This is a genomic window from Algoriphagus sp. Y33 (assembly GCF_014838715.1).
Taxonomy (GTDB): Bacteria; Bacteroidota; Bacteroidia; order Cytophagales; family Cyclobacteriaceae; genus Algoriphagus.
In genome coordinates this window covers 5,558,080-5,582,051 of record NZ_CP061947.1, presented here as the reverse complement: position 1 = coordinate 5,582,051, position 23,972 = coordinate 5,558,080, and the positions used below count along the sequence as shown (strand labels likewise).

14 protein-coding genes are annotated in these 23,972 nt (G+C 42.5%); 4 read left to right on the top strand and 10 right to left on the bottom strand.

Annotated elements, in window-relative coordinates:
• Positions 1 to 128: 128 nt before the first annotated feature.
• Positions 129 to 4,484, bottom strand: coding sequence for a hypothetical protein (locus ID165_RS22915; RefSeq protein WP_192347745.1), 4,356 nt, complete (start codon positions 4,482 to 4,484; stop codon positions 129 to 131).
• A 1,106-nt stretch (positions 4,485 to 5,590) separates the two neighbouring features.
• Entirely contained in the window at positions 5,591 to 6,625 is a 1,035-nt protein-coding gene (locus ID165_RS22910; protein ID WP_192347744.1) for an RluA family pseudouridine synthase, read from the bottom strand.
• A gap of 58 nt (positions 6,626 to 6,683) precedes the next feature.
• Between ID165_RS22910 and ID165_RS22905 the strand changes: the two genes are divergently transcribed.
• Positions 6,684 to 7,607 carry a 1-aminocyclopropane-1-carboxylate deaminase/D-cysteine desulfhydrase gene (locus ID165_RS22905; RefSeq protein WP_192347743.1) on the top strand — a complete coding sequence of 308 codons (924 nt, stop codon included), beginning with the start codon at positions 6,684 to 6,686 and terminating at the stop codon, positions 7,605 to 7,607.
• On the opposite strand, the gene ID165_RS22900 is transcribed toward ID165_RS22905, so the two are convergent.
• The 3 genes from ID165_RS22900 to ID165_RS22890 all read right to left on the bottom strand — a co-directional run bounded on the left by ID165_RS22900 (position 7,582) and on the right by ID165_RS22890 (position 11,805).
• Positions 7,582 to 8,226: a helix-turn-helix domain-containing protein gene (locus ID165_RS22900; protein WP_192347742.1), complete on the bottom strand. Its 645-nt coding sequence runs from the start codon at positions 8,224 to 8,226 to the stop codon at positions 7,582 to 7,584. The genes ID165_RS22905 and ID165_RS22900 overlap by 26 nt on opposite strands.
• A gap of 202 nt (positions 8,227 to 8,428) precedes the next feature.
• Complete coding sequence (gene uvrB, locus ID165_RS22895) at positions 8,429 to 10,471, bottom strand: excinuclease ABC subunit UvrB (protein ID WP_192347741.1); 2,043 nt, start codon at positions 10,469 to 10,471, stop codon at positions 8,429 to 8,431.
• 146 nt (positions 10,472 to 10,617) lie between these two features.
• Positions 10,618 to 11,805 (bottom strand): DUF4105 domain-containing protein, encoded by a 1,188-nt coding sequence (locus ID165_RS22890; RefSeq protein ID WP_192347740.1) that lies wholly within the window; start codon positions 11,803 to 11,805, stop codon positions 10,618 to 10,620.
• 43 nt (positions 11,806 to 11,848) lie between these two features.
• Here ID165_RS22890 and ID165_RS22885 point away from each other — a divergent pair, with 43 nt between their 5' ends.
• The 3 genes from ID165_RS22885 (at position 11,849) to ID165_RS22875 (ending at position 16,054) form a co-directional block, all read left to right on the top strand.
• The gene (locus ID165_RS22885; RefSeq protein ID WP_192347739.1) at positions 11,849 to 14,161 is read left to right on the top strand and encodes a T9SS type A sorting domain-containing protein; all 2,313 of its coding nucleotides are present in this window, start codon (positions 11,849 to 11,851) and stop codon (positions 14,159 to 14,161) included.
• 83 nt (positions 14,162 to 14,244) lie between these two features.
• Positions 14,245 to 15,558: a gluconate:H+ symporter gene (locus tag ID165_RS22880; protein ID WP_192347738.1), complete on the top strand. Its 1,314-nt coding sequence runs from the start codon at positions 14,245 to 14,247 to the stop codon at positions 15,556 to 15,558.
• 22 nt (positions 15,559 to 15,580) lie between these two features.
• Entirely contained in the window at positions 15,581 to 16,054 is a 474-nt protein-coding gene (locus ID165_RS22875; RefSeq protein ID WP_192347737.1) for a RidA family protein, read from the top strand.
• A gap of 84 nt (positions 16,055 to 16,138) precedes the next feature.
• Here ID165_RS22875 and ID165_RS22870 read toward each other — a convergent pair whose 3' ends face one another.
• From ID165_RS22870 to ID165_RS22850, 5 genes are all read right to left on the bottom strand, one after another.
• Entirely contained in the window at positions 16,139 to 17,533 is a 1,395-nt protein-coding gene (locus tag ID165_RS22870) for a transporter substrate-binding domain-containing protein (RefSeq protein ID WP_192347736.1), read from the bottom strand.
• A gap of 132 nt (positions 17,534 to 17,665) precedes the next feature.
• Positions 17,666 to 19,012, bottom strand: a complete 1,347-nt coding sequence (locus tag ID165_RS22865; RefSeq protein ID WP_192347735.1) for a TolC family protein — start codon at positions 19,010 to 19,012, stop codon at positions 17,666 to 17,668.
• Positions 19,012 to 22,074 carry an efflux RND transporter permease subunit gene (locus tag ID165_RS22860; RefSeq protein ID WP_192347734.1) on the bottom strand — a complete coding sequence of 1,021 codons (3,063 nt, stop codon included), beginning with the start codon at positions 22,072 to 22,074 and terminating at the stop codon, positions 19,012 to 19,014. The genes ID165_RS22865 and ID165_RS22860 overlap by 1 nt, the downstream gene beginning before the upstream one ends.
• 1 nt (position 22,075) lies before the next feature.
• On the bottom strand, positions 22,076 to 23,158 hold the full coding sequence (locus tag ID165_RS22855; protein WP_192347733.1) for an efflux RND transporter periplasmic adaptor subunit: 1,083 nt from the start codon (positions 23,156 to 23,158) through the stop codon (positions 22,076 to 22,078).
• A 20-nt stretch (positions 23,159 to 23,178) separates the two neighbouring features.
• Positions 23,179 to 23,961, bottom strand: coding sequence for an alpha/beta fold hydrolase (locus ID165_RS22850; RefSeq protein ID WP_192347732.1), 783 nt, complete (start codon positions 23,959 to 23,961; stop codon positions 23,179 to 23,181).
• Between the last annotated feature and the right edge of the window lie 11 nt (positions 23,962 to 23,972).

Genomic DNA, 23,972 nt, shown 5'->3' with positions numbered 1-23,972 from the left:
CATTGAGGCTGCCTCGCTGTGGCGGATCACCCGTCATGCCCGCCCTCAACATACTGGCAGGGGTCTTCCTGCCAGTAAGGCAAGGAAAATACGGCTACTGGTATCATTGGGGATATACATATTTCATATTATTCTTCTTCGTCTTCCTTCTTAGGCACCGCCGGTTGGCCAAGTCCTACAGCTCCTCTTAATCCGCTAAAAGTAGCTCTCCACCATCCTCCAAAAATAAATTTGGACTTATCCCGCTCAAAATAAACCTGAGATACCACCCTTCGATTAAACAACTTGCGTGGGTTGCTTTTCTTAGTTATAATATTTGCCAAGAAAGTCATCACTCCAAGCTTTCCCCTGCCCCGTTGAAGGGTCAGTGAATCCACAAATTCTATTTTCAAATTCTCATACCGAAAGTTCATTTTACCCACTGCTGCGTCATCATCCATTTTGAAACCCCATTTACCATCGGTTACTTTCCCATCGAGAATCCTTATAAAGGAACCCCTTGTCAGTATACTGTTCAACTTGGTCAGATCGAATTTTCCCAGCTCCACGTCCACATCCATCGGATAAGGGTATCCAAACTGCATGTCGGCTGCTAACGTAACATCCCCATCTCCCATCAATTGAGCTGTAGCATACAATAAACTAGATTTCAACGGAAATTCATCCTTGCTTTTTCGCATCATAAAAGGAGCTATAAAAGCATTCAGATCTTCAAATCGAATAGACCCAGGCAGCAAGGACTTGGGTCCAAACTCTTGATATCGAATAATACCATTACTCACTACTACCGAGTCCAGTTCCATATCAAATGGGGAATTCTCCATCAAATATTGAGGCATGGGTTTGACTACTCCTTTTTTAAGCGGAATTCTCTTATCCCTGAAAACATCCAAGTTCAAACCTTCAAGCCTTAGTGCATGAGCCTTCAGGTTCTTATTGCCAAAATACGCTTCGAAGTCTATTTCCTCCAGTTTAATCCTAGCCACAAAAGCATCCAACACATCGTCTTGATAACCTTTTGTACGCGAAGACTCGTACCGCCCCAGTACAGGGCGGTAATACACGCTATCCAAAATAAGTGCATTATCCAGATATCTGATTTTTCCGATACTTAATCTGCCAAGGCTGTCTTTGGTGTAGATATGATAATTGGTAAGCGATAGACTCAAGTCCCTTTCCAAAAGAAGCCGTGGGCTTACCCCAATACTTTTTTTCATCAAATCCAGATTCAGATCCTCCAATCCAACACTAACATTGCTGAATGCCATTCTTGGGATCGGGCCGGTTTCTTTATTGTGCAGGACAATGTTACCCTTGCTGATCTGCACATCCTGCAGTAGAATAGATTCTATCAATCCGCCATTCTTAGTGCTTGACGAATCTGCCTTTAGTTTTGAATTCCGCGATTTGCTTACCGTATCGAGGTAAATATCGATTTTGGGATTCATCAGTCTAAGCTGCGTAAAGTCAATCACGCCCGTGGATTGAATCTCCCGAATGGTATTATTTCTCACGCCCAATTCATCGATTCTTGCCGAAAAAATAGGAGCTCCCGGATTACCCGATGTAGTGCTCGGGACTATTTCAAAGTTAGAAAATATAGTTTCATCTGCCGTATTATCCACATATAGATCAGAGAACCTTATGGTATGGATACTATCAGGCAGTGTGTATGAGAAATCCTTCAGCGTTAGATTGATCTTGTCAAATAAACTAGCGATGTCCTTTTGAGCATTTGCTGCAGAATCTAAATTCAAGCCTGTTATCCCCAGGTCAAAATCAGTCTGAATAGATTCAAAATCATCTCTCCCTACCCTGTAATTCAGACTCAATTTCGAGTTTTTAGCTTCTATTGCTCTGATGGAAACCAACTCAATAGATTTTGGAAGGGTTTTAGCCTCTCCTTGCCCGGCATTCTCTTCCACGACTTCTTTTTGATAATCCTTATTAATCTCCAATTTAATATCACTTCCATCAACGGCAAGCATATCTAATTGCAACTGATTTTCAAATAAGAATAATTCTATATCCACACCCTTTAGAGATAAGCTGGGAAGATTCAGCGACAACGCGATCTTGCTTTTGATTGAAGGACTGGGTCTTAATGTAAGGTTATCTATCTCAATCGTTTTAGACTTGGAATTAAACCGGAGCCCATCTGTATCCACCTCATAGTTCCCGCCAGCCACGTTGAAATCGTATTTTCTAAGGATCAGATCGATCTCATCCGCGAAAAACGTCCTCCCGGGGCTCTTAGCCAATCCTTTCTCCAGATAAAAGCCTTTCAAATTTAATGATAAGCTATCCTCACTTAGGGAAATATCCTTCTTGCCTGCGAAATTTTTGTACTGTACCTGACCATCGCTAAAGCTTATAGAGTCAATCTGTATTGTAGAAAAATAGGATGTAAGCAAGTCTTGAACTTCACCGGATGATTCTACCTGTATCCCGGCTACACCTGTGCTCTTCTTTCTAAATCTTGTGAAATTTGCCACAGGGGATGGTATCAAAATTTGATTTACCATCAACTTTTCATTCAAATATGCAGACATCAAATCAATTCCCTCCACACGAAACTCAGGGATGGATATATCCATAATCACAGACTTCCCATAAGAATCAAGAATTACCTGTATTGAGTCCGGCTTCTCAGGCCTTAGGGTGAAATTATTAACCACCACTAGGGAACGCTTGGAATCTATCAAGACTTTATCGGCCAGAAACTCGTGGAGATTATCCCGTAATTTCAACCTGTACTTATCCAAACTAAGCACCATTTCCTCCGCAAGGAACTGGTTTCTCATATCGTTGCTCGAATTGGGTTGCAAAAAGACTTTCTCAAGTAATAGGCTGAATTTCTCAAAACCTATGTCATCGCTTCTCACTCCCTTTTCATTCTTGATCTGCACTTCCCCATCTTTAAGGTCCATTTTCCCAATGGCAACCTCATTCATATAACCTTCCAGAAGCTCCTTTACAGGTACGCCATTTAGATTTTCATCACGCTGACTGAGCTCTGTGATCTCCACTCTCGGGGATTGAACCACCATCTCTTCAATAGTAAAAACCCCCTCGTTGTACAACCGCTTCAAATTGGTATTTGACAGCACCATTTTAGGCAGGGAGATACGCATAATATGATCTGCCTGCGTAATATCCAAAGCGTCTTCCCGGGGCTCCATACGCACATTCTCAATGACAATTTCATCTTTGAAAGACGATACGCTCACCCTGTCTCCATAGATCACATGGACATTATCAGACAGATACAAGTCAGCCTTTTCAATATCCATAGCAGCATCCTGTCCATAGAAAAACTGATCCTTCTTTTTGGATTTATCTTCCCCTAAATAAAAATTGATCATCTTGAAATCAAGCTTGTTGATATCAATTCGGTTTTTGAGCGTATCTGTCACGCTATGTGTGATGAATTTCCCATTATTCACAGACAACTCCTTTACTGTAAATGACTTAAGAATCCCTTCAATCAGTTCATTTAGATCTCCTGTGGCTGTACTGTCTTTTTCAGAGGAATCATTATTCTGTACCCTAAATTCCGGATCGTTTAGGATAATCTCATCAATTCTGACATCCGAAGTCCTAAACGCTTCATTCAGATCGACATTCCCAACCCGCAACTCACTCAGGTAAACATCATAATAAGCCTTACTTTCTATGGATTTATCCGAATTGAGGTTAAACCCATTTATATCAATCACATTATCCAAGGAACTTATATATACCTTCTCAGAGCGGATGGAATGCACACCATCGGGGAGGGGAAAATTCACATTCTCAAGATCAAACTCAAACCCTTTGGCATTGAACGGAGTCGTCCATTCATCCTTCGTTGCCCAGTTGATGTCCTTTATTAACAGCCTGGTATTTTCCGCGTTGAGAGAATTATGACTTAAAAAATTCAAAAAGAACAAATCGGCATGATCAATCTCCATCTCACTGATAAAAACACCCGTGAAATTTGTTTTGTCAACCAGCTTTTTAACTTCATCCTCAAGTGCTTTTATCGGAGAGCTTTTACTATATCTTTCATTTGCCCTCTCTGAATTTACGTTAGGGGGCAAATCCATGCTGATATTTGGATTGTCAAACTCCAATCTGCCTACATATAAAACTCTCTCTGAAAAGTCATACCATAGGTTTTTGAGAGCCAGTTGATCTAAAGTCAGGTCAAACAACGCCTGATTTTGGTCAGGCTTTCGTTCCCCTTTAGGTTTCATCACAATACCATCCATGAATACTCCACGGCGTATCAAGGACAATCTAACTCTATTGAAGTCAACTACATAAACATCTTTTGCCGCTTCATTGATTTTTCTTCTTGCCCAGTTGGAGAGCATCAGATTGGAACCAAAGTAGACTACGAATTCCAGAAAAAGTATGGCCAGAAAAATAAACATGAACCATCTCAGAACCTTCTTTCTCAGAGGATGCCTGGAATGCTTCTCTTTGTGTTCTTCTGTCATTCAGTTGGTTTTTGTCTAAAATAGGCATTTAACGACAAATGTAAACGAAAAAAGCAGCACTAATGTGCTGCTTTTTCTATGCTGTAGGAGAAGGATTCGAACCTCCACGGGGCAGTTAGGCAATAGTCCGGTAGAATTACGCTTTATCCTTCCGACCCCGATAGTTATCGGGGCAGGATCCCCACCCCCGAGACAGGAGGGCTTGTCTGCCAGTTTCAACATCCTACAATGATACTTAATACTACCGGCCTTTTGCCGGCAAGCTGATGCCTCACTCTAGCTAGCTAGTATAGAAACACAAAGGTTCAATAGGTCTGAGAAAGCAAGGTTTCATAAATACCGAAGGAAGCAAATCCCGACAGATATAAATTTTGCTGGGTCAAAATTAGAAATACCAATCGTTTATTAAAATTATAATAACATTTAATTATTTTTTTTACAGTATTTATATCAATTAGTCAATAAAAATATCATTATACTAATTTTCAGACCCAATTCAATATCATAATTACTAATTCATTAATATAGCCAGTGTACATTTATACAAAATCTTATTGGGAAAAAGTCTCGAAGTTCCAAATTAAAAAAGAAACCAAATTTAAAAAGGGCATAAAAAAAACCATGAAACAAAATTTCATGGTTTTAGTCAATTAACAATAAACCCAAAATAACCTGCTGTAGGAGAAGGATTCGAACCTCCACGGAGTAGTTAGGCAAATTTACGAGCTCGCTAAATGCTTTATCCTATGACCTCCACCCCCGAGACAGGAGGGCTTGTCTGCCAATTTCAACATCCTACAGTGTAGTGTAATTTCAATGTATTTTGAGTGCTTACCGTTTGTTTGCTCTCTTTGTATGATTCAAATATAGCAGGTCGGTTTGTTTATTAAAAATAATTCAAAAATAAAACTGAATTTTTACAGTTTTTTTAATGAAATCGTTTGAAATATACCGTATCGTTAAAAATGAGTTTAGTATTGTACCAAATATTGACTATTTTTCAATGGAAGACCCAAATATTGCGAAAACAGCCTTGAAATGGTCTTTTTATTACGAAAAACGCATTCTTTTAGTCCTAAAATTACTCAATCAGCAATATCAACACCCTATTCGAAGTGTACATAATTTTCCCATTTGTCCAAAACCGTCTGAAAATCTTCCGGAAGCGGAGCTTCAAAATATAGTTTTTCCTTGGTCACAGGATGTATGAAACCCAAAGACTTTGCATGTAATGCCTGTCTTGGCAAAAGATTAAACGCATTGTGGACAAAGGTCTTATACTTAGAAAACTGAGTCCCCTTCCGTATTTTATCCCCACCATAGGTTGCATCGTTGAAAAGCGGATGCCCCAAATACTTCATGTGGGCCCGGATTTGATGTGTTCGCCCGGTTTCCAGATTGCATTGAATCAGCGACACATAGCGCAGCCTATCCAATACTTTCCAATGGGTCACCGCATGTTTACCCTGACTTCCGTCCGGAAATACGTCCATTATCTTTCTGTTTTTGGCACTCCTGCCTACATTTCCGACCACTGTACCTTCATCCTCTTCCATCTCTCCCCACACCAGTGCCAAATAAGTCCGCTCTATCGTATGGCGGAAAAATTGCGATGCCAAATGGGTCATGGTCTCTTCAGATTTGGCTATCACAAGCAGCCCCGAAGTATCCTTATCGATGCGGTGCACCAATCCAGGCCTCCCTTCATTACCTTTCATCTCCGGGAGATTCTGAAAATAAAACACCAAAGCGTTCACCAAAGTACCCGTCCAGTTGCCATGAGCAGGATGGACTACCATTCCCGCAGGTTTATTCACCACTAACAGATGCTCATCTTCATAGACTATATCCAGCGGAATATCTTCGGGAACCACCTCTGTATCACGTGGCGGCTTACCCATCAGCACACGGATGTCATCCAGCGGCTTTACTTTGTAGCTACCTTTGATTGACTCCCCATTTACCTGGATCGCACCTGCATCTATGGCCTGTTGGATTTTATTTCGGGTGGCAAAGGCTATTTTGTCTGTCAAGAATTTATCAATCCTAGTTGGAGTCTGTCCTTTGTCAATTACAAATTTGTAATGTTCATAAAGTTCTAACTCTTCCTCATCAAAATCTTCGTCTGCTTGCATGCTCATGCTGCAAAAATAAGCTTATCAAGCTTAACTTTAGCACTTCTGTAAAAAAGTGCCACAAATGCTTCTTCCAAATCCAGTCCCAATCCAATTCATTAACCATCCTATCCTTGTAGAAAAAGGAATTAAACTGGCCATTAAGCGTTTGGATTTGGTGCACCCAGACATTTCCGGAAACAAATTCTTCAAGCTTAAATACAATCTGGAGCAAGCTAAAAAAGAAAGAAAAACCAAGATTCTGACCTTCGGAGGGGCATTTTCAAATCATATCTTCGCCACCTCAGAAGCTGCGAAAGCTGAAAACCTTCAAGCCATCGGCATTATACGGGGAGAACGGACAGAACCTCTCAATGCCACGCTGGTGCACGCCGAAAGGCTTGGCATGCACCTACACTTTATTGACAGAACTGCCTACAGAAATAAAGCAGAACCTGCATTTATAGCGGGTCTGAAAGAAAAATTCGGAGATTTCTACCTGATTCCTGAAGGAGGAACCAATGAACTGGCCATAAAAGGAACCCAAACGATTCTAGGTTTGGAAGATCGTCAATTCTCCCACATCTGCTCATCAATCGGTACAGGAGGTACTTTTTCAGGGCTATATTCTTCACTGTCCAGTAACCAAAAGCTGCTTGGTTTCTCTTCTCTAAAAGGTGAATTTATACGTACGGAAATCTCTGATCTGATTGGTGAATACCGTCTGGTCAGCCAAGGATCGTATGAGATTTTTACCAATTACCACTTTAGAGGCTACGCCAAATACACCCAAGAATTAATCGATTTCATCCGATGGTTTTATGAGGCTTTTGGAATAGTGCTGGATCCGGTTTACACAGGTAAAATGGCATTTGGAACCTGGGACTTGATCCAAAAGGATTATTTCTCCGAAAACTCAAAAATCCTGATGATCCATTCCGGCGGGTTACAGGGGAATGTGGGATTTATGGAAAGGACAGGAATTAAACTCCCGAATCTTTCAGCGTAAAATAATCGGCAGATTCCTGAGGGTGAATCTGAAGCACATTGGCCAGAACCAACCGGACCAATGTTTTGGATGCCATAAATCTTGACAGATTGGCCAACTTAGCAAATTCATTGAGTGTGATTTTATCGGACTCGTCAAGAGCCTTCATTAGGATTTCTTCATTTCTCCCATAAGTAAAAACCATATCTCTGGGAGTTTTTCCTCTCCTCAAAATCTCCCATACCTCCCTACTCGCCTTCACAGAGCGGTCCGCCACACGGATGAAAGCCTGCTTTCTGTCTTTCTCTTTAAGATAATGTGGACGCTGGGCACTTACCGGAACCGTGAAGATTGCCACACCCTTCTTCTCATTTAATTTCAGTGAATACAACTCGTATTCCAACCTTGGAAAAACAAGCTCCTTAATGGCCTTTTCCATCACAAAAATCTCCTCTTCTATGTAGCGCTGACCGCTCACAGTCCCATCATCCTCCACTCCTATCAGCAGATCTCCTCCCGAGGTATTGGCGAAGGCAATCAGTTCACGGACAATTTTCTCGGGAAAAGCCGCTTTCTTCTTAAATTCGATTCTCAGCCCCTCACCTCTGGCAGCGAGTACCCTCACATCCTGCAGCGTCATTTTTGTAAATTTTCAGTAGAAATGATGATGAATGAACGGTTTAAGATTGGGAATGTTAGTAAAAGGAGCAACTAGCCTCTCTAGTAATGATCAGAGGAAGAAGAAATAAATATATAAACCGTCCACTTTATACATCCGGACCAGTAACACAAACTCAATAGCGCACTTTGCATATCTCTGGCAGCCTATGCGGTAAAGCTCCCTACTTGCTTACTCCCCGATTCAATTGTTCCAATCTGGATTTTTGGGATTGCCATTCGTCCCGAAGGCGTGCAGCTTCCATGAAATTTAGTTCCTTTGCGGCTTTCTCCATCAGCTTCTGTGTTTGCTGAATCAGCTTCTCCAGCTTATCCTTACTTAAGTATTGCACCACAGGGTCTGCTACCATTCTTTCTTCGCCTGGCATAGGTTCGGCATAGAACTTTGCGTTTTTCTTTGAATCCGCCACCTTGGTCTGGCCCATGATTTTATCATGGGATTTCACTACCGTAGTAGGCGTGATACCATGTTCGGTATTGTATTCAATCTGTATTGCCCGCCTTCTTTTCGTCTCATCAATCGCCAATTGCATAGAATGGGTGATTTTATCCGCATACATAATCACCCGTCCTTCAGAATTACGGGCTGCACGTCCGATAGTCTGCACCAGGCTACGTTCATTTCTCAAGAAACCTTCCTTGTCAGCATCAAGAATTGCCACCAGAGAGACTTCCGGTAGATCCAATCCTTCTCTCAGCAAATTCACCCCCACTAGTACATCAAAGATCCCCAGACGTAATTCACGCAAGATCTCCACCCGATCCAGAGTCTTCACCTCGGAGTGTATATACCGGGACTTCACGCCTGCCCTTTCAAGGAATTTCTGAAGTTCTTCAGCCATCCGTTTTGTCAATGTAGTCACCAGTGTTCTCGCCCCAGCTTTAATTGTCTGGTCTATTTCCTCCAGCAGATCATCAATCTGATTTTGACTTGGTCTCACTTCAATGGTCGGATCCAAAAGCCCCGTTGGGCGTATGATTTGCTCTACCACCACTCCTTCTGTCAACGACAATTCATAATCCGCCGGAGTAGCAGATACGTAGATCACCTGATTGGTTAGTTCTTGAAATTCCTCGAACTTCAAAGGCCGATTATCCAATGCTGAAGGAAGTCTAAAACCAAAATCCACCAAGTTGACTTTTCTGGATCTATCACCGCCCCACATGGCACGTACCTGCGGTAAAGTCACATGGCTTTCATCTACAACTAACAGAAAATCATCCGGAAAATAATCTATCAGGCAGAATGGTCTCGCTCCGGGGGCTCTTCTGTCAAAATACCTTGAGTAATTCTCCACCCCAGAACAGTAGCCCAGTTCACGCATCATTTCCAGATCGAATTCTGTTCGTTCCTGAAGCCGTTTTGCCTCAGCGAAACGACCTTCTCTTTCAAAGAAATTTACCTGATCCACCATGTCATGTTGTATTTCATGAATGGCAGTTTGCAATGTATCCTTACCTGTTACAAATAAATTGGCAGGAAATATCGAGATGATCTTTTCGTCATTTAGTTTTTTGCCTGTAGCCGGATCAAAACGCTGAATCGCCTCGATCTCATCTCCCCAGAAGAAAATCCTGTATCCCCAATCCGCATAAGCTACAAAGATATCCACTGTATCTCCTTTCACCCGAAAAGTTCCCCGTGTCAGCTCATGCTGGGTTCTGCTATATAAAATATCTACGAGCTTGAAAAGAAACTGATTCCTTGGAATTCTATCTCCTTCCTGAAGTCTTATGACATTTTTTCCGAACTCATCGGGATTTCCTATACCATAAATACAGGATACAGATGCCACCACGATCACATCTCTACGTCCTGTCAGTAATGCCGAAGAAGCACTCAACCGAAGTTTCTCAATCTCCTCGTTGATCGAAAGATCCTTCTCTATATAAGTCCCCGAAGTAGGGATAAATGCTTCCGGCTGATAATAATCGTAGTAAGAAATAAAGTATTCGACGGCATTTTCAGGGAAAAACTGCTTGAACTCTCCATATAGCTGAGCCGCTAAGGTCTTGTTATGACTTAGGACCAGGGTTGGCTTCTGCGTCTGCTGAATCAGATTGGCTACAGTAAACGTTTTGCCTGAACCTGTCACACCTAGCAAAACCTGCGCCTGATCGCCATTATTCACACCTGCGGTCAGCTGTTCTATAGCTTTCGGCTGATCGCCTGTAGGTTGATAATCTGAGGTAAGTTTGAATTCCATATGTTGTGTCCGAAAATACCCAACACCAATCCCCTATGCAAAAGTTTGATTAAGAAAGAATTTCTATAGGGAGACTGATTGAGGAAAAAGGGTTTCGACTCCGCTCAACCTGACAATGCTGTGTCACCTTGTGCGAAGCCGAAAGATTATTTCACCTTCTTAAACTTCCCAAGATTATAATACAAATAGTTCGTCCTAAGAATAATTACCAAAAGCAAGGGGACAAGACTGGGATGAAAAGACTGCCAACCCAAAATCCAGAAAACCACAGCCGCATCCGCCATGATCAAGGCAAAAAGCAAATAGTGCAATACCCAGGGTTTAACGGTTTTTTTGAGCAAAGCCAGCGCCAACACCAGATGCCCCGGAAAAGCCCATAGAATATTCCAGTTCCACTTGGTAGATGGAATCAATGAGTAAACCCAAAGCCAAGCCATCACTAAGCCTATAACCCCCAATATTCCAAATAAGGACACATCAAAACCTATATAGAGCTTTTTCTTCTTGAAGCCTACAAAGGTGAGGACTGTAAAAATGATCGCTACCACCCAAAAGATCCAATAAGGGTTGACTGCTCCAAAAGAGCCTTCCGGTTTTTCAAAATCCAAAATAGCCCTACTTTCTTTTACCAACGGACGGGAAGGACCATCTCCTTGGATCTCTGCTCTCGAAAAGGCTCCCTCAACATATTTTGGCAAAAATTGTTCTTCCAACGGTGTAGCGTCTCTGTCTAGACGGGAGCCCAATGCCAAATCAATCCCCAGATCGGACCAAGTCATATAATAGACCATTTCATCGATCAGCTCACGAAAGCTCTTATCCACAGCTTCCTGTTCCTCATCATGCCAGACCAGCTGATCCCCCAGCACTGCACTGATAGCGTCCCTCACTCTGGTGGCGCAATTATCAAAGAAAAAATCGTAGCGATAAGCTCTGTTCTCAGGCAAATAATTTGTCTCCAGAAATCTGATCAAATCCAATTTCTGCTGCTCATTGAGATCAAGAATTTGCTCCCGCACACTTCTGTTAAAATAATCATACTCTGCAATAAAGCGATCAAAAGTGGAAACAGAGAGATAATAATCAAGCCTGCCACCGGCAAAATTCAACACAAAATTAGGTGCGCCGAAGTCAAAAGTACCGTAGTTGAATACCATATCTCTGCCCGTAGTGAGGTCAATCACCCTTATTCCACTATGGCCAAATGAGCTGTAAATCTCCTCTCCCGGATCGCAAGTAAGCAAACTTATTTGGTATTGATCTGCAATCACAGGACACAAACCACTGACAGTCAGTAAAAAAAATAAACTAACAACTGTTTTTTTCAAAATCATCTCACTAAATTGATAAACGCTTTTTTCAGATACCTTTTTTTGGATGGAAAGACAGGGCCATACATCAGCCCAAGAGGCAATTTTTCCATGCCGAATATACTTCATATTCCCGGCAGTTGTTTTCTGGTGTCTATGTTTCCACACTTCATTTTGTCAAGAAATCGGTTCCTGCCGAACAGTTGCTTCGGGAAATTTTGAAAATCCGGCGATATGGCAAGTATACGATGGATCAACATGGGCAGCCGTTACCATAAAGCCTACCTTTCTAAATGATATTTACATAGATCAAACTCACACAGTCACTCTGACAGGCAACGAGGAAGTGAAAAGCTTATTCATTAATGCTGAAACAAATGCAGGAGAAAAATTGAATCTGAATGGATTCAATTTAAACGTGTACGGAACACTACAGGCTTTTTCCGGATCCGCACCCGGTATTCCGTCAGGATCATGGAATAGCCAAAACTGGATCGGTAATTCTGCCGCAAGCACCATCACTTTCAAAGGTACTTCAAGGACAATTATCCAAAAAAATACTTGGAGTGGATTTACTACACAAAGTCGGTATTCAGTAATATTTGATCCCGGAGAGGGGAGTACTCTGACAATTGAAGAGCCTTTTAAAGCTGTTAAGTTCATTGTTAGATCAGGGATACTGTTTCAAAAGTCGGATGATTCTGTAGTTCCCAATTTTTGCTCAACCCTTTCCTTTAATACCGAAACGACCTTCTATCCTTCTGGACCATTCGGTGACTTCATCATTGAACCAAACGGAACATTAATTACTGAATGCAATCAGAATATAATAGCCAGATCAATTTCAGGATCAGTGAGTGCCAACCTCTTCGATCTCCAGCCCGGAGGTGAGCTAATACTTTCAGGAACCTCTCCACAAATTGAAGCTGCAAATCTGGAATTAAACGGAAAAGTTACATTTAGAAAAAACTCAGGTTCTCAAAATTTTATATCCAAGTCCTTCCCAGGTTCAGCAGTGCCCGTCACATTTCACGATCTGGAGATTCAAGGTTCCCAGGATGTCATCCTCCCGGCTACTTTGTTTCTTCGGGGCAATATGACTCAATCAGGTTCAGGGCAATTTATTGCAAACAACACGCATCTAACACTGGAGGAGTCCCATAATCAAGACATTGCAGGCTTTTCACTAAGCCCACAAGATTTGACAGTGAATAAGTCGGGAGGCAAGGTTATCTTAGAAGACAACTTGTTTGTTATCAGAAACTTAACAATGGAAGACGGGGTTTTGAACTTCCAAGACAACACCCTAACCATTAACAGCTCTAATGCGGGCCTTCTAAATTATCAAAGCGGATCTTGGGAGAACCTAGCTTCTTTCACTTACGCCAATGCTCCTACTGTCTTTACAGCCACAAACGGCACTTTCCCATTTGGTGATAGATACCAAGGTGGTATTCGAAAAGTTCAGCTTCTCGGTACAAATTCAGGCGGAAATCTAACCGTCAACTATACTGAATATTCAGGAGCTGATTACGCTCCCGATTTCAATGACACAGATGGAACACCCATACTTTACCGCCTTTTCAGCTACTTCGATTTCTCTGGGCTAAACCCAAGCTCAACTCCCTTGGATCTGAAAATCTCTGCAGACAAATTGATCGTCGATGAACCGGAAGATCTCCGATTGGTTGGCACCGGATATGCTACTCCCGGGAGCCACATCGAAAGTACAGATGAAGTCAACCTTTGGGCAATCCGAAATCTGACTTTTGACGATCTTCCGGGCAGAAACTTCACTGTCGGCAGCACCACTACACTCAGCATATTGCCGATCACTTGGCTCTCTGTTTCTGCCAAACCCGAAAATAATTTCGTCCAAATTCAATGGTTAATAGCTGCTGAAAAAGATATTGAAAAATTTGAAATCTATAGCTCAGAAAACCCGTTGGATACACTTGTGAAAATCGGGGAATTGCCTAGTCTAGGCAATTCTGACGTACCCGTATCCTATTCCTATAAAGATGAAACCCTTCGAAGCTTCTCTCCAATCTACTATCAAATTAAAAGTGTAGATATTTCGGGACATATTAATTGGAGCAACACAGTCCGGTTAGAGAATAGCCACGAAGCGATAAATAATCAATTCTCAATTTTCCCAAGCCCTCATCTGTCCGGAAAAATCCACTTAACACTACCCGAAGGTCTTAATCCCCAAAATGCGCAAATCAGTATTTTTACCAGTCAGGGACGTTTGGTTTCATCCTTTAGTTATAATGAATTTCTACTTTTAGAAAAATTAGAACATACAAATCCGGGTTTTTATGTAATCATCATCTCAACCCCTAAAATTACCGCCCAAATCAAATGGATTAAGCTCTAACACTCATTTTTACGGAATCAGCTTGGCCAAATAGACTTTACACCATTTTTTTTATCTTAGCCAGTCAAACCCAACCTATTCCTATGACCATTATTCTTGTATTACTCAGTATTGCTATTTTAGTGCTGCTGATAGTCTGGGCAAAGCTCAATCCATTTTTAGCATTTCTGATATCATCCATTGTTGCAGGATTTCTTTTGGGACTTCCCGCAGACCAGATAGCCGGCTCTGTGCAGCGGGGGATGGGAGGATTACTCGGAGACTTGGTCATAGTGATCGTCATGGGCGCCATGCTTGGCAAACTGGTAGCAGAAAGTGGAGCTGCACAAAAGATTGCAGGTGTGTTGATGAAAATTTTTGGGGAGAAACACATTACTTGGGCGATGTCCTTTACCGGACTGATCGTCGGCATTCCACTTTTCTATAATGTAGGTTTTGTGCTCTTAGTACCCTTGGCTTTCACGGTAGCATACCAGTACAAAATCTCTGCAGTTTATGTAGGCATTCCACTGCTGGCTGCACTATCTGTCACTCACGGATTTCTTCCCCCACACCCATCCCCCGCAGCTTTGGTAGCCCAATTTGACGCGAATATGGGTTTAACTCTGTTTTACGGCTTTTCGATAGCTATTCCTACTATTGTAATAGCAGGTCCTCTTTTCGCACGGACTCTGAAAAACATGAAAGCCAGCCCACTCAAAACTTTTCAGGCAGAAACCAAACCTGAATCAGAACTCCCAAGTTCGGCAAATAGCTTTTTCACCGCTTTGCTCCCTGTATTTTTACTGGTAGGCACTACGGCATTGAACCTAAACATTTCTGAGGAAAGCAACCTCGCTCCTATCGTTGCATTTGTGGCAGATCCGGGAATAGTCATGTTGATCTCTGTACTTATTGCCACCTATACCTTGGGGTTAAGAAGAAACTTTGGTATGAAGCAGATCATGGAAATCTATACAGTAGCGACTAAAGATATCGCCATGATTTTATTGATCGTAGCAGGTGCCGGCGCATTAAAGCAGATTTTTACCGATACTGGCGTCAGTCTGGTAATCGCAGAAGGATTGCAATCATGGGACATCCATCCGCTGATCCTAGCTTGGATTATTACCGCCATTATTAGAGTATGCGTCGGCTCAGCGACTGTTGCCGGATTGACTACAGCGGGCATTATCGCTCCACTTGTAACTACAATGAATGTGGATCCGAATCTCTTGGTACTTTCCATCGGAGCAGGAAGCCTGATGTTCTCACACTTCAACGATGCCGGATTCTGGATGTATAAGGAGTTTTTCAATGTAAGCATCAAAGACACCATCAAATCATGGTCTCTGATGGAAACCATCGTAGCCGTAGCCGGCTTGGCAGGGGTTCTGATCCTCGACATTTTTGTATAATTTTACCGAAAAACTAAACTAAATGGAATCTCCTGAAAGTAATTTCTCAAAATTGAGCCTCTCTCTTCCACCAGCTCCGAAACCTCTGGGTGTATATAAGCCCTGTCTGATTGACGGCAAATATCTATACCTATCAGGTCATGGTACAGTACAGGATGACGGCAGCCTGATAATGGGAAGAATCGGTGAACAGCTTGATATAGAAGAAGGGAAACTTGCTGCAAGACAGGTAGGACTGGCGATGCTTGCTACCATCAAAGCAAATCTTGGCTCTCTCAATCGTGTGAAACGTGTGATAAAAGTCTTGGGTATGGTCAACTGCGTGTCTACTTTCGAACGCCATCCCTATGTGATCAACGGATGCAGCGAGTTGTTCGCACAGGTTTGGGGAGAGGAATATGGGATAGGCGTACGATCCGCTGTTGGAATGGGGACGCTACCCGATAATATCCCAGTGGAAATAGAAGCAATGTTTGAACTACATGAAGGTGCTTAAGCCTAAAAGAGAGCCCTGATAGTTTTAAAGGCAGCTTGGCCTGTGGTCGAACGCAGACCAAGCTCGCATACTTGCAGGAGGGACCTAAGGCTCTACCAGTGCCTTGTACGATTCGAATACACTCATCACATCTTTGACATAGTTGACTGCCAAATGCCCTTTGGCGAAGCCGCTTTTGACAATAGGATCCCGGTAATAATCGGGATCACTTTTCAATTCCAAGAATTTCGACACTGAAGACCAAGCCTGCGTATTCTTCCCATATTTCAAAGTCAATCTCCAAGCATCTTCCACGTGTCCATGGCCAATATTGTAAGAAGCCAACACGAATTTCAAACGCTCACCGGTATCAGGCACCCTTTCCATCCAAAATTTATCCAGATATCTCAAATACCGAACTCCTCCCATTAAAGATTGTGAGGGATCGTTAGGATTGTCTACCCCAAATCGCTCTAGAGTGACTGGCATCAATTGAAGCAATCCCTTTGCACCGGCATAAGAGGTAGCTACCGTATCAAATCTCGACTCTTTATAAACCAAGGAGGCCAACAACCGCCAATCCCAGCCTAGCTGTTCCGCTCCATTTTTGATAATGTCATCATATACAGAAATCTGATTGCCTGCCAAAGAGGAAAAGGGACTATTACTTCTAAAATAGCTGTTTTTAGAATTTAGAAAATACTTAGCATACAAATCAGGAATGAATCGCTCTTGCTTATCTTCCAACCAGTGATTCAATGAAGCCAAAAGTTTGGGCGAACTCTCCCTCACCATCCAAGCCACGTCGCTTTCAGCCCGGACTTTCCAAGAGATATCCAATCCCCCATAGTAGGTCGCATTCGCTTGGGCAATATTCTGATCAGCTATAGTCCATTTGATCTTGCCCTCGGCCACTTGATCAATTAGCGTTTCTTCATGCTCGAGAGTGGGAATAATTGTATAATTCAGCTGAAGTGAATCTTTAATGCTGCAAAGTTGTGATTTATAAATTGTCCCTTCGCGAACATATATAGTGTCGGAAGCAAGTTGATCCCAGGAAGTAATTTTTCCGGAAGATTCATTGCCCACCAGAACTGTGTTCATTTTTCCCAGAGGAAGTGAAAAAGATGCTTTTTCAGCTCTCTCCATATTCTTTTCAAGGTTCATGGCCATCAAATCCACTTTACCATCGTTCAGGTATTCGAAGGCCCTATCTATATCCGACACCATGACTAAATGCAATTGGACATTCAATCTTTTGGCAAGATCTCGGAGAAGCTCATACTCATAGCCCATTCTCCGTCCACGATAGATGTAATAGCCGGTAGAATTATTATCCACTGCTGCACGGATAAATCCACGATTTTGGATCCCTTGAAGATCAAGCAAGTAGGCTTCCTTTCTGATTACAGAACCAAAATTCTTCTCAATGAAGGTGCACTGTACACCAAAAAGAAGCAGAGTCAATATTGAGGAAAACAGAATTAGTACTTTTTTCATTCACAAGAGCCATTAGGCTCCGGATGTTACGAATGCCCATTTGGCAAATGCTGTGCCAAAATAAAAACAACCCATTCGTTAAAAAAAACGAAGAAAAAAACGAAGGCTATTGTATAAGCCTTCGTTTTCTAACTAATCTTCTGAAGGCAATACAAAACTCTCTGAGCTGTTTTGGAAAAAAATCTTCCCGGAAAGCCTTCTCAATTCGATTTCTTGCTCCTTGATATTAAAAATTGATGTAATCAATCTGTTCTCCGCAGTAAGTAAATTCACCTGCGCATCCCTGAATTCAAGGTAAGAAGCAATCCCCAATCTAAACCTTTCCAAGGCGATTTCGGAGCTTTCTTTAGCTACGGCATAATTCTTTCGCTCTACCTCCAATAAGTTTCGGTTGGTGATGTATGTGTTGAAAGCACGGTGAATGTCAGAGCGGAGCTGAATCTCGTATTGATCCACTGCATAAGACTGGATTTTCTGCTGAACTTTCGCATTTTGGATCCTTCTGTTTAGGGTAAACCCATTGAAGATATTCAACTGAATATTGCCTCCGTAATTAAATCCGGATCGCTGGTTCTGCGTCAGTATTCCAGCATCTGAGTTGGAAGTATTCGTTGAATACGTTCCATTAAGATTGATCACCGGAAGTCTTGAAGCCCGAAGTTCTTTCATCTGAAGATATGCCACATTTTCCTGGCGTTGCGTGATTAAATAGTTCTTATTTTCCAGAAAAGCATTTTCCTCCAAGTCCTGCAAAAGCAATGGTTCTCCTATAAGGATAGTATCATTCACTGTGAAATGTTCATCAGGGTTTAAAGCCATCAATTCATTAAGATTAACTCTAGCATTTTGAATCACTTGCTCCTGTCCCAGCAGTAAACTTAAATCCGAATTGTAATCCACCTCAGCGGTAAGAAAGTCCCGCTTCCCCGCTCCCCCTAGTGAATACTGCGCTTCCGCTATATCTAATCTGGCTTGACTGAGCTCAAGAGTACGTTCTAAAACTTCATATCGCTGAAGCTCCAACACCAAGGTGTAGTAGGCAGAGGAAATACCTGCAACTGTGTTTTCCACAGCGATTTTTGCGTCCAACTCAGAGATTTCAGTCAAAACCCCCAAACGCTTCATGACAATAAAACTCTCTGGCCGGAAACCATAAATAGCGGCCATACTGAAATTTTTTGACCGGGATTTTGCGTTGTCTATGGTTCTGGGGTCAGGATCAGTGGCAAAAACCTGCTCCACATCCTCCGTGCTATATGTTCGTGTATATACAGCATCCAAAACCGGCAAAAGGTAATCCCCCGCACCTATGCGTTGATTTCCCTCTTGAAGTGCGATTGTCTCTACAGCAATTTTCACATCAAGGTTTTTTTCCAAACCAATGGTAATAGCTTTCTCCAAATCCAGAGCTTCATTACTTTGGGCATATAGGCTTGTTCCGAAAATACTCAATAAGAGCAATAGGCTTAGTTTCTTCATCAAATTCTGGCTAATCTTCCTTCTTTGGAAGTGAGATAAGTATATATGGCAGGGATGACAAAAAGAGTCAAGATAGTAGCAAAGGCCAATCCACCAATCACGGCGGCTCCCATTGGCACTCGACTTTCGGCTCCCGCTCCCAATCCAAGAGCAATAGGCAAAATCCCCAATATAGTGGACAAACTTGTCATCAAGATCGGTCTGAATCGGGCTACAGCTGCTCCAAAAATCGCTTCATGAACAGTCATTCCGGTAGCTTTTCTCTGGTTTGCGAATTCCACGATTAGAATACCGTTTTTGGTTACCAGACCTATCAGCATGATAATACCAATCTGACTGAAAATATTAAGGGTAAACCCACTTAACCACAAGGTAAAAAGTGCTCCAAAGAGTGCCAACGGTACCGTAAACATGATTGTAAGTGGATCCAAGAAGCTCTCAAACTGGGCGGAAAGCACAAGATAGATCAAAACCAAAGCAAATAGGAATGCAAACAACAAACTGTTTGAGCTTTCCCTAAACTCCTTGGAAGGACCTGATACATCAGTAGTGAATGAGTCGTCTAAAACTTCGCTCGCTATACGATCCATTTCCTTCAAGCCATCTCCAATTGTATAACCTTCAGCTAGGTTAGCAGATACTGTTCCTGCTACGAATCGATTGAATCTATATAGTTGTGGAGGAGTGCTTTTTTCTGTCACAGTTACCAAATTATCCAGTTGAACCAATGATCCATTTTCGGCCCGAACATAAAGCATTCTTAGGTTCACCGGCTCATTTCTGTCCTCCAGTCTCATTTCACCTACAACTTGATATTGCTTGCCATTCTTGATGAAATAAGCGAATCGCTGCCCAGAATAGGACAACTGCAATGTTCTAGCTATCTCCTGGACAGAAACCCCTATGTTTCTGGCTTTTGCCCGATCAATTTCTATTTCCAGCTCAGGCTTGGTAAATTTCAAATTGATGTCGGAGAAAATAAACACCTCGCTTTTGCCCACTTCCTCCATAAACACAGGAATCACTTCTTTCAGCCTTTCCAAGGTAGGTGCTTGCAACACATATTGCACAGGTAGGCCTCCACGACTGTTCCCTATAGATTGAGCTTGAGAGGCGAAGGCTCTAACGGAAGTGTAGTTTTTCAATTTTTGATTAATCAGATTGAAATATTCCCCCTGAGTTTTTTCTCTATCCTCTGCATTACTTAAAATAAATCGCACAAATCCCGAATTAGTACTGGATGAACCGAATCCCGGGGAAGTCACAGAAATCAATCCTTTCACATCCTCCTTCGGATAATCTGTTTTGAAATCCTCTACCATTTGGTCAATCACCCTATCCATATATCCAAAAGTGGCTCCTTCAGGCCCTGTAAGGTTAATGCGGATCTCGCCCCTATCTTCCGTAGGAGTCAATTCACTTGGGATCTGATTGAACAGCCAGTAAATCCCAAAACCCATAAGTCCCACTAAGACAAAAGAAAACCAGCGGACTTTCATAAACCATCCCAACCCTGTTTCGTATTTATCGTTGATCCATACGAATACCGGCTCCGTTACATTGTAAAACTTATTATGCTTTTCTCTCCTTTTCAATAGCTTAGAGCTAAGCATGGGGGTCATGGTCAGTGCCACAAATGAGGAGATAATCACAGCACCCGCTACTACAATTCCAAACTCACGGAATAAGCGTCCCGTTGTGCCTGTCAAGAATATTACAGGAAGAAAGACTGCCGCAAGTGCTACTGTTGTGGCAATTACTGCAAAGAAAATTTCCTCAGATCCCTTCTCAGCAGCTTTCTGTGGTTCCTCACCCTTTTCTATTCGGGAATAGATATTTTCCAACACCACAATAGCATCATCTACGACTAGTCCAATCGACAGGACTATTCCCAAAAGTGTAAGTACGTTGATGGAAAAATCCATCAGATACATGATGAAAAATACCCCCACAAGGGAGATAGGAATCGTAAGTACCGGAATAAAAGTCGTTCGCCAATCACGGAGAAAGAGGAAGATAATCGCCACAACAAGGACAAATGCAGTGATAATCGTCTCCTGAACCTCAGAGATGGAGCTACGGATATACTGGGTAGAATCAAAACCAATCTCAAGACCTACATCAGCAGGGAGATCTTTCTTGATAAACTCTAATCTCCTATAAAATTCATCTACAATTTCTATACTGTTAGAGCCCGGAAGAGGCACCAACACTACCCCCACCATCGGTACTCCATCTCTCTTCAGTACTGTCCGTTCATTCAATGCTGACAATTCCGCTTTCCCCACATCCTGAAACCGGACAATATTGTTCTGGTCTTCTTTGATGATCAAATCATTGAATTCCTGAGGGCTACTTAATCTACTTTTGGTACGGACAGAAAGTTCTATCGTCTCACCCTCAATTCTTCCGGAAGGGAGCTCGACATTTTCACTTTGAACCTTGGAGAGCACGTCCAGAGGAGTTACACCGTAGGAGGCCATTTTCAACGGATCCATCCTCAATCGAATTGCGTACTCTTTTTCTCCCCAAATCTGCACCCGGCTTACTCCGGGAATGGTCTGAAGTCTTTCTTTGAAAACATTCTGTGCAATATCCGACAGGTCTAATAAGCTTCTCTCGTCACTTTTCACATTCAAAAAAACGATTGGCTGAGAATCCGCATCCGCTTTGGAGACCACGGGGGGTTCTGCATCAGGAGGAAGGTTTCGCTGTGCTCCGGAGACCTTATCCCGCACATCATTTGCGGCAGCCTCCAAATCAGCCCCCACATCAAATTCTACAGTAATGCTACTTGCACCATCGTTACTCGTAGAAGTAAGAGATTTGATACCCTGAATACCATTGATCGCTTCTTCAAGAGGTTCTGTGATCTGCGCCTCAATCACATCCGCATTCGCACCTACGTAGGTTGTCCTTACATTAATTACAGGGGGATCAACACTCGGAAATTCCCTGACTCCCAACAGAGAGATCCCAATCGCCCCAAAAAGTATGATGACCAAGGACATCACAATGGCCAATACCGGCCTGTTGATACTTACATTTGATAAGCTTGACATGTTAGTTGATTTGAGTGAATTCAACAGGTGTTCCTGTCCTTGCTTGCAATACACCGGTGGTGAGTACCAGATCTCCCACATTCAAACCACTCATGATCTGAACATGTGTATCTGTACGGGTACCGATCTCTACTTTTCGCTCCTCAGCTTTATTATCGGCACCAACTACGAAAACTTTATAGCCCTGTAATTCAGGAATCACAGATTCGGAAGGCACCATCAGCGCATCTTCCGTTTCCGCCAATACAAATCGAATTCTAACAAACATCCCCGGCAAAAATTTTCTATCCTTGTTTGGACTCTCAGCTCTCAGTTTAAGTGTACGGGTAGCTGCATCTATCTGATTTTCAAAGGCAAAAACCTTTCCCACCACTTCCTCAGGCGAGGACTCGTTGGAGAAATAGATGGATGAACCCAACGTCACTTGGTTGGCATAGCGCTCAGGAATCGAAAACTCTATTTTGATTGGGTCGATATTCACAAAGTTAGCAATGATGTCACTTGTAGCAATTACAGATCCTTCACTGACCTGCCTCAGTCCCAAAATCCCATTAAAAGGAGCCCTGATAACCGTTTTGGAAAGCTGGGCCTCTACCAATTTCAAGTCAGAAAGTGTGGTATTGTATTGATTTAGAACAATATCATACTCTTCCTGGCTAATTGCCTCACGGGCCAAAAGTTGCTTCTGCCGATTCTCCTGACTTTCAAAAAGTTTTTGTGTGTACTCCAGTCTCTGATATTGTGCCTGTAGTTCGTCATCGTTCAGGTAGAGGAGTGGAGTTCCTTTACTTACATACTGCCCCTCTTTAAAAGCAATTTTAGTCACCAAGCCTGAAATCTCCGTCCGAAGATCCACGGACTCGTTAGGAAGGATGGTGCCTGTCACCGAAAGTTGGTTCCTTAGTGTCTCACGTTCAAGCTTCACTACTCTTACAGGCAACTTGGAATTGACATCAGGCCCTGCACCCACAGAGGCAACCCCCGTATCATTGCTTTTACGAGTGTCCAATCTAGGGTAAAAGTATGCGGAGGCTGCAATCAAGATTACCCCAATGATCAATATGGTCTTAGTTTGCTTTTTCATGTAGAAAAGTGATAGGCTTTTTAGGTTTGGTTTTGGATAAATGCGAGTGAAATCCGGTTAAACTCCCTGGGTCTTTCCACATTCACTACATGGCCGCATTTTTCCAAAATAGTTAGAACTGAGGTTTTGTGTGTTTTAATTACATTCTTTACGGGTTCCAGAAACATTACATCCTGATCTCCCATCACATACAACGTGGGGATCCCAAGATCGGATTCCTTGAAGTATTGAAGAAGCGGATTAATCCCCTTTGTCAACTGAAACCACCTGATAAATTCCTTTTGACACAGCTTTTGTGCTTCCCTGACAAATATATTTCTTGACTCTGCATGCTGCTTTCTGGGCATGATCACAAAAGCAAACAGTCTGTAAAGCCACATATAGGGGATCACACGCTTAAATGCGCTCCCCAAGGAGACCAATATTCTGGACTGAGTGGTCAATCGCGTGACCGCTCCTGCCAACACAAGTGATTTAACCCGCCATTGCTCAAGCTCTGCCAATTGACGCACAATTATCGTCCCCAATGACACCCCCATAAAATGGGCAGGCGGGATTTCCAGATGGTCAAGAACTTCAACCACATCTAGTGTGACCGTTTCAAAAGTATATTCCTCGTTATAAATTGCCTGAGGGAGATCGGCAGACTTGCCGTGCCCGCGAAGATCAACCAAAAGAAGATTGTACTTTTCTCTGAAATCCTTAAGCTGCTTAAACCACACCGCAGACGATCCTCCAGCCCCATGTATAAACACGACCCATTCCTTACTCACCGAATGAGAGAATATTTTGTAGTACAACATGATAGGTTAAC

What these genes read in the sequence shown, in the direction of transcription:
- ID165_RS22880 (WP_192347738.1), top strand. Translation starts at nt 14,245, where the DNA reads ATGACCATTATTCTTGTATTACTCAGTATTGCTATTTTAGTGCTGCTG.
- ID165_RS22850 (WP_192347732.1), bottom strand. Translation starts at nt 23,961, where the DNA reads ATGTTGTACTACAAAATATTCTCTCATTCGGTGAGTAAGGAATGGGTC.
- ID165_RS22910 (WP_192347744.1), bottom strand. Translation starts at nt 6,625, where the DNA reads ATGAGCATGCAAGCAGACGAAGATTTTGATGAGGAAGAGTTAGAACTT.
- ID165_RS22915 (WP_192347745.1), bottom strand. Translation starts at nt 4,484, where the DNA reads ATGACAGAAGAACACAAAGAGAAGCATTCCAGGCATCCTCTGAGAAAG.
- ID165_RS22875 (WP_192347737.1), top strand. Translation starts at nt 15,581, where the DNA reads ATGGAATCTCCTGAAAGTAATTTCTCAAAATTGAGCCTCTCTCTTCCA.
- uvrB (WP_192347741.1), bottom strand. Translation starts at nt 10,471, where the DNA reads ATGGAATTCAAACTTACCTCAGATTATCAACCTACAGGCGATCAGCCG.
- ID165_RS22855 (WP_192347733.1), bottom strand. Translation starts at nt 23,158, where the DNA reads ATGAAAAAGCAAACTAAGACCATATTGATCATTGGGGTAATCTTGATT.
- ID165_RS22860 (WP_192347734.1), bottom strand. Translation starts at nt 22,074, where the DNA reads ATGTCAAGCTTATCAAATGTAAGTATCAACAGGCCGGTATTGGCCATT.
- ID165_RS22890 (WP_192347740.1), bottom strand. Translation starts at nt 11,805, where the DNA reads ATGATTTTGAAAAAAACAGTTGTTAGTTTATTTTTTTTACTGACTGTC.
- ID165_RS22905 (WP_192347743.1), top strand. Translation starts at nt 6,684, where the DNA reads ATGCTTCTTCCAAATCCAGTCCCAATCCAATTCATTAACCATCCTATC.
- ID165_RS22870 (WP_192347736.1), bottom strand. Translation starts at nt 17,533, where the DNA reads ATGAAAAAAGTACTAATTCTGTTTTCCTCAATATTGACTCTGCTTCTT.
- ID165_RS22885 (WP_192347739.1), top strand. Translation starts at nt 11,849, where the DNA reads ATGGAAAGACAGGGCCATACATCAGCCCAAGAGGCAATTTTTCCATGC.
- ID165_RS22865 (WP_192347735.1), bottom strand. Translation starts at nt 19,012, where the DNA reads ATGAAGAAACTAAGCCTATTGCTCTTATTGAGTATTTTCGGAACAAGC.
- ID165_RS22900 (WP_192347742.1), bottom strand. Translation starts at nt 8,226, where the DNA reads ATGACGCTGCAGGATGTGAGGGTACTCGCTGCCAGAGGTGAGGGGCTG.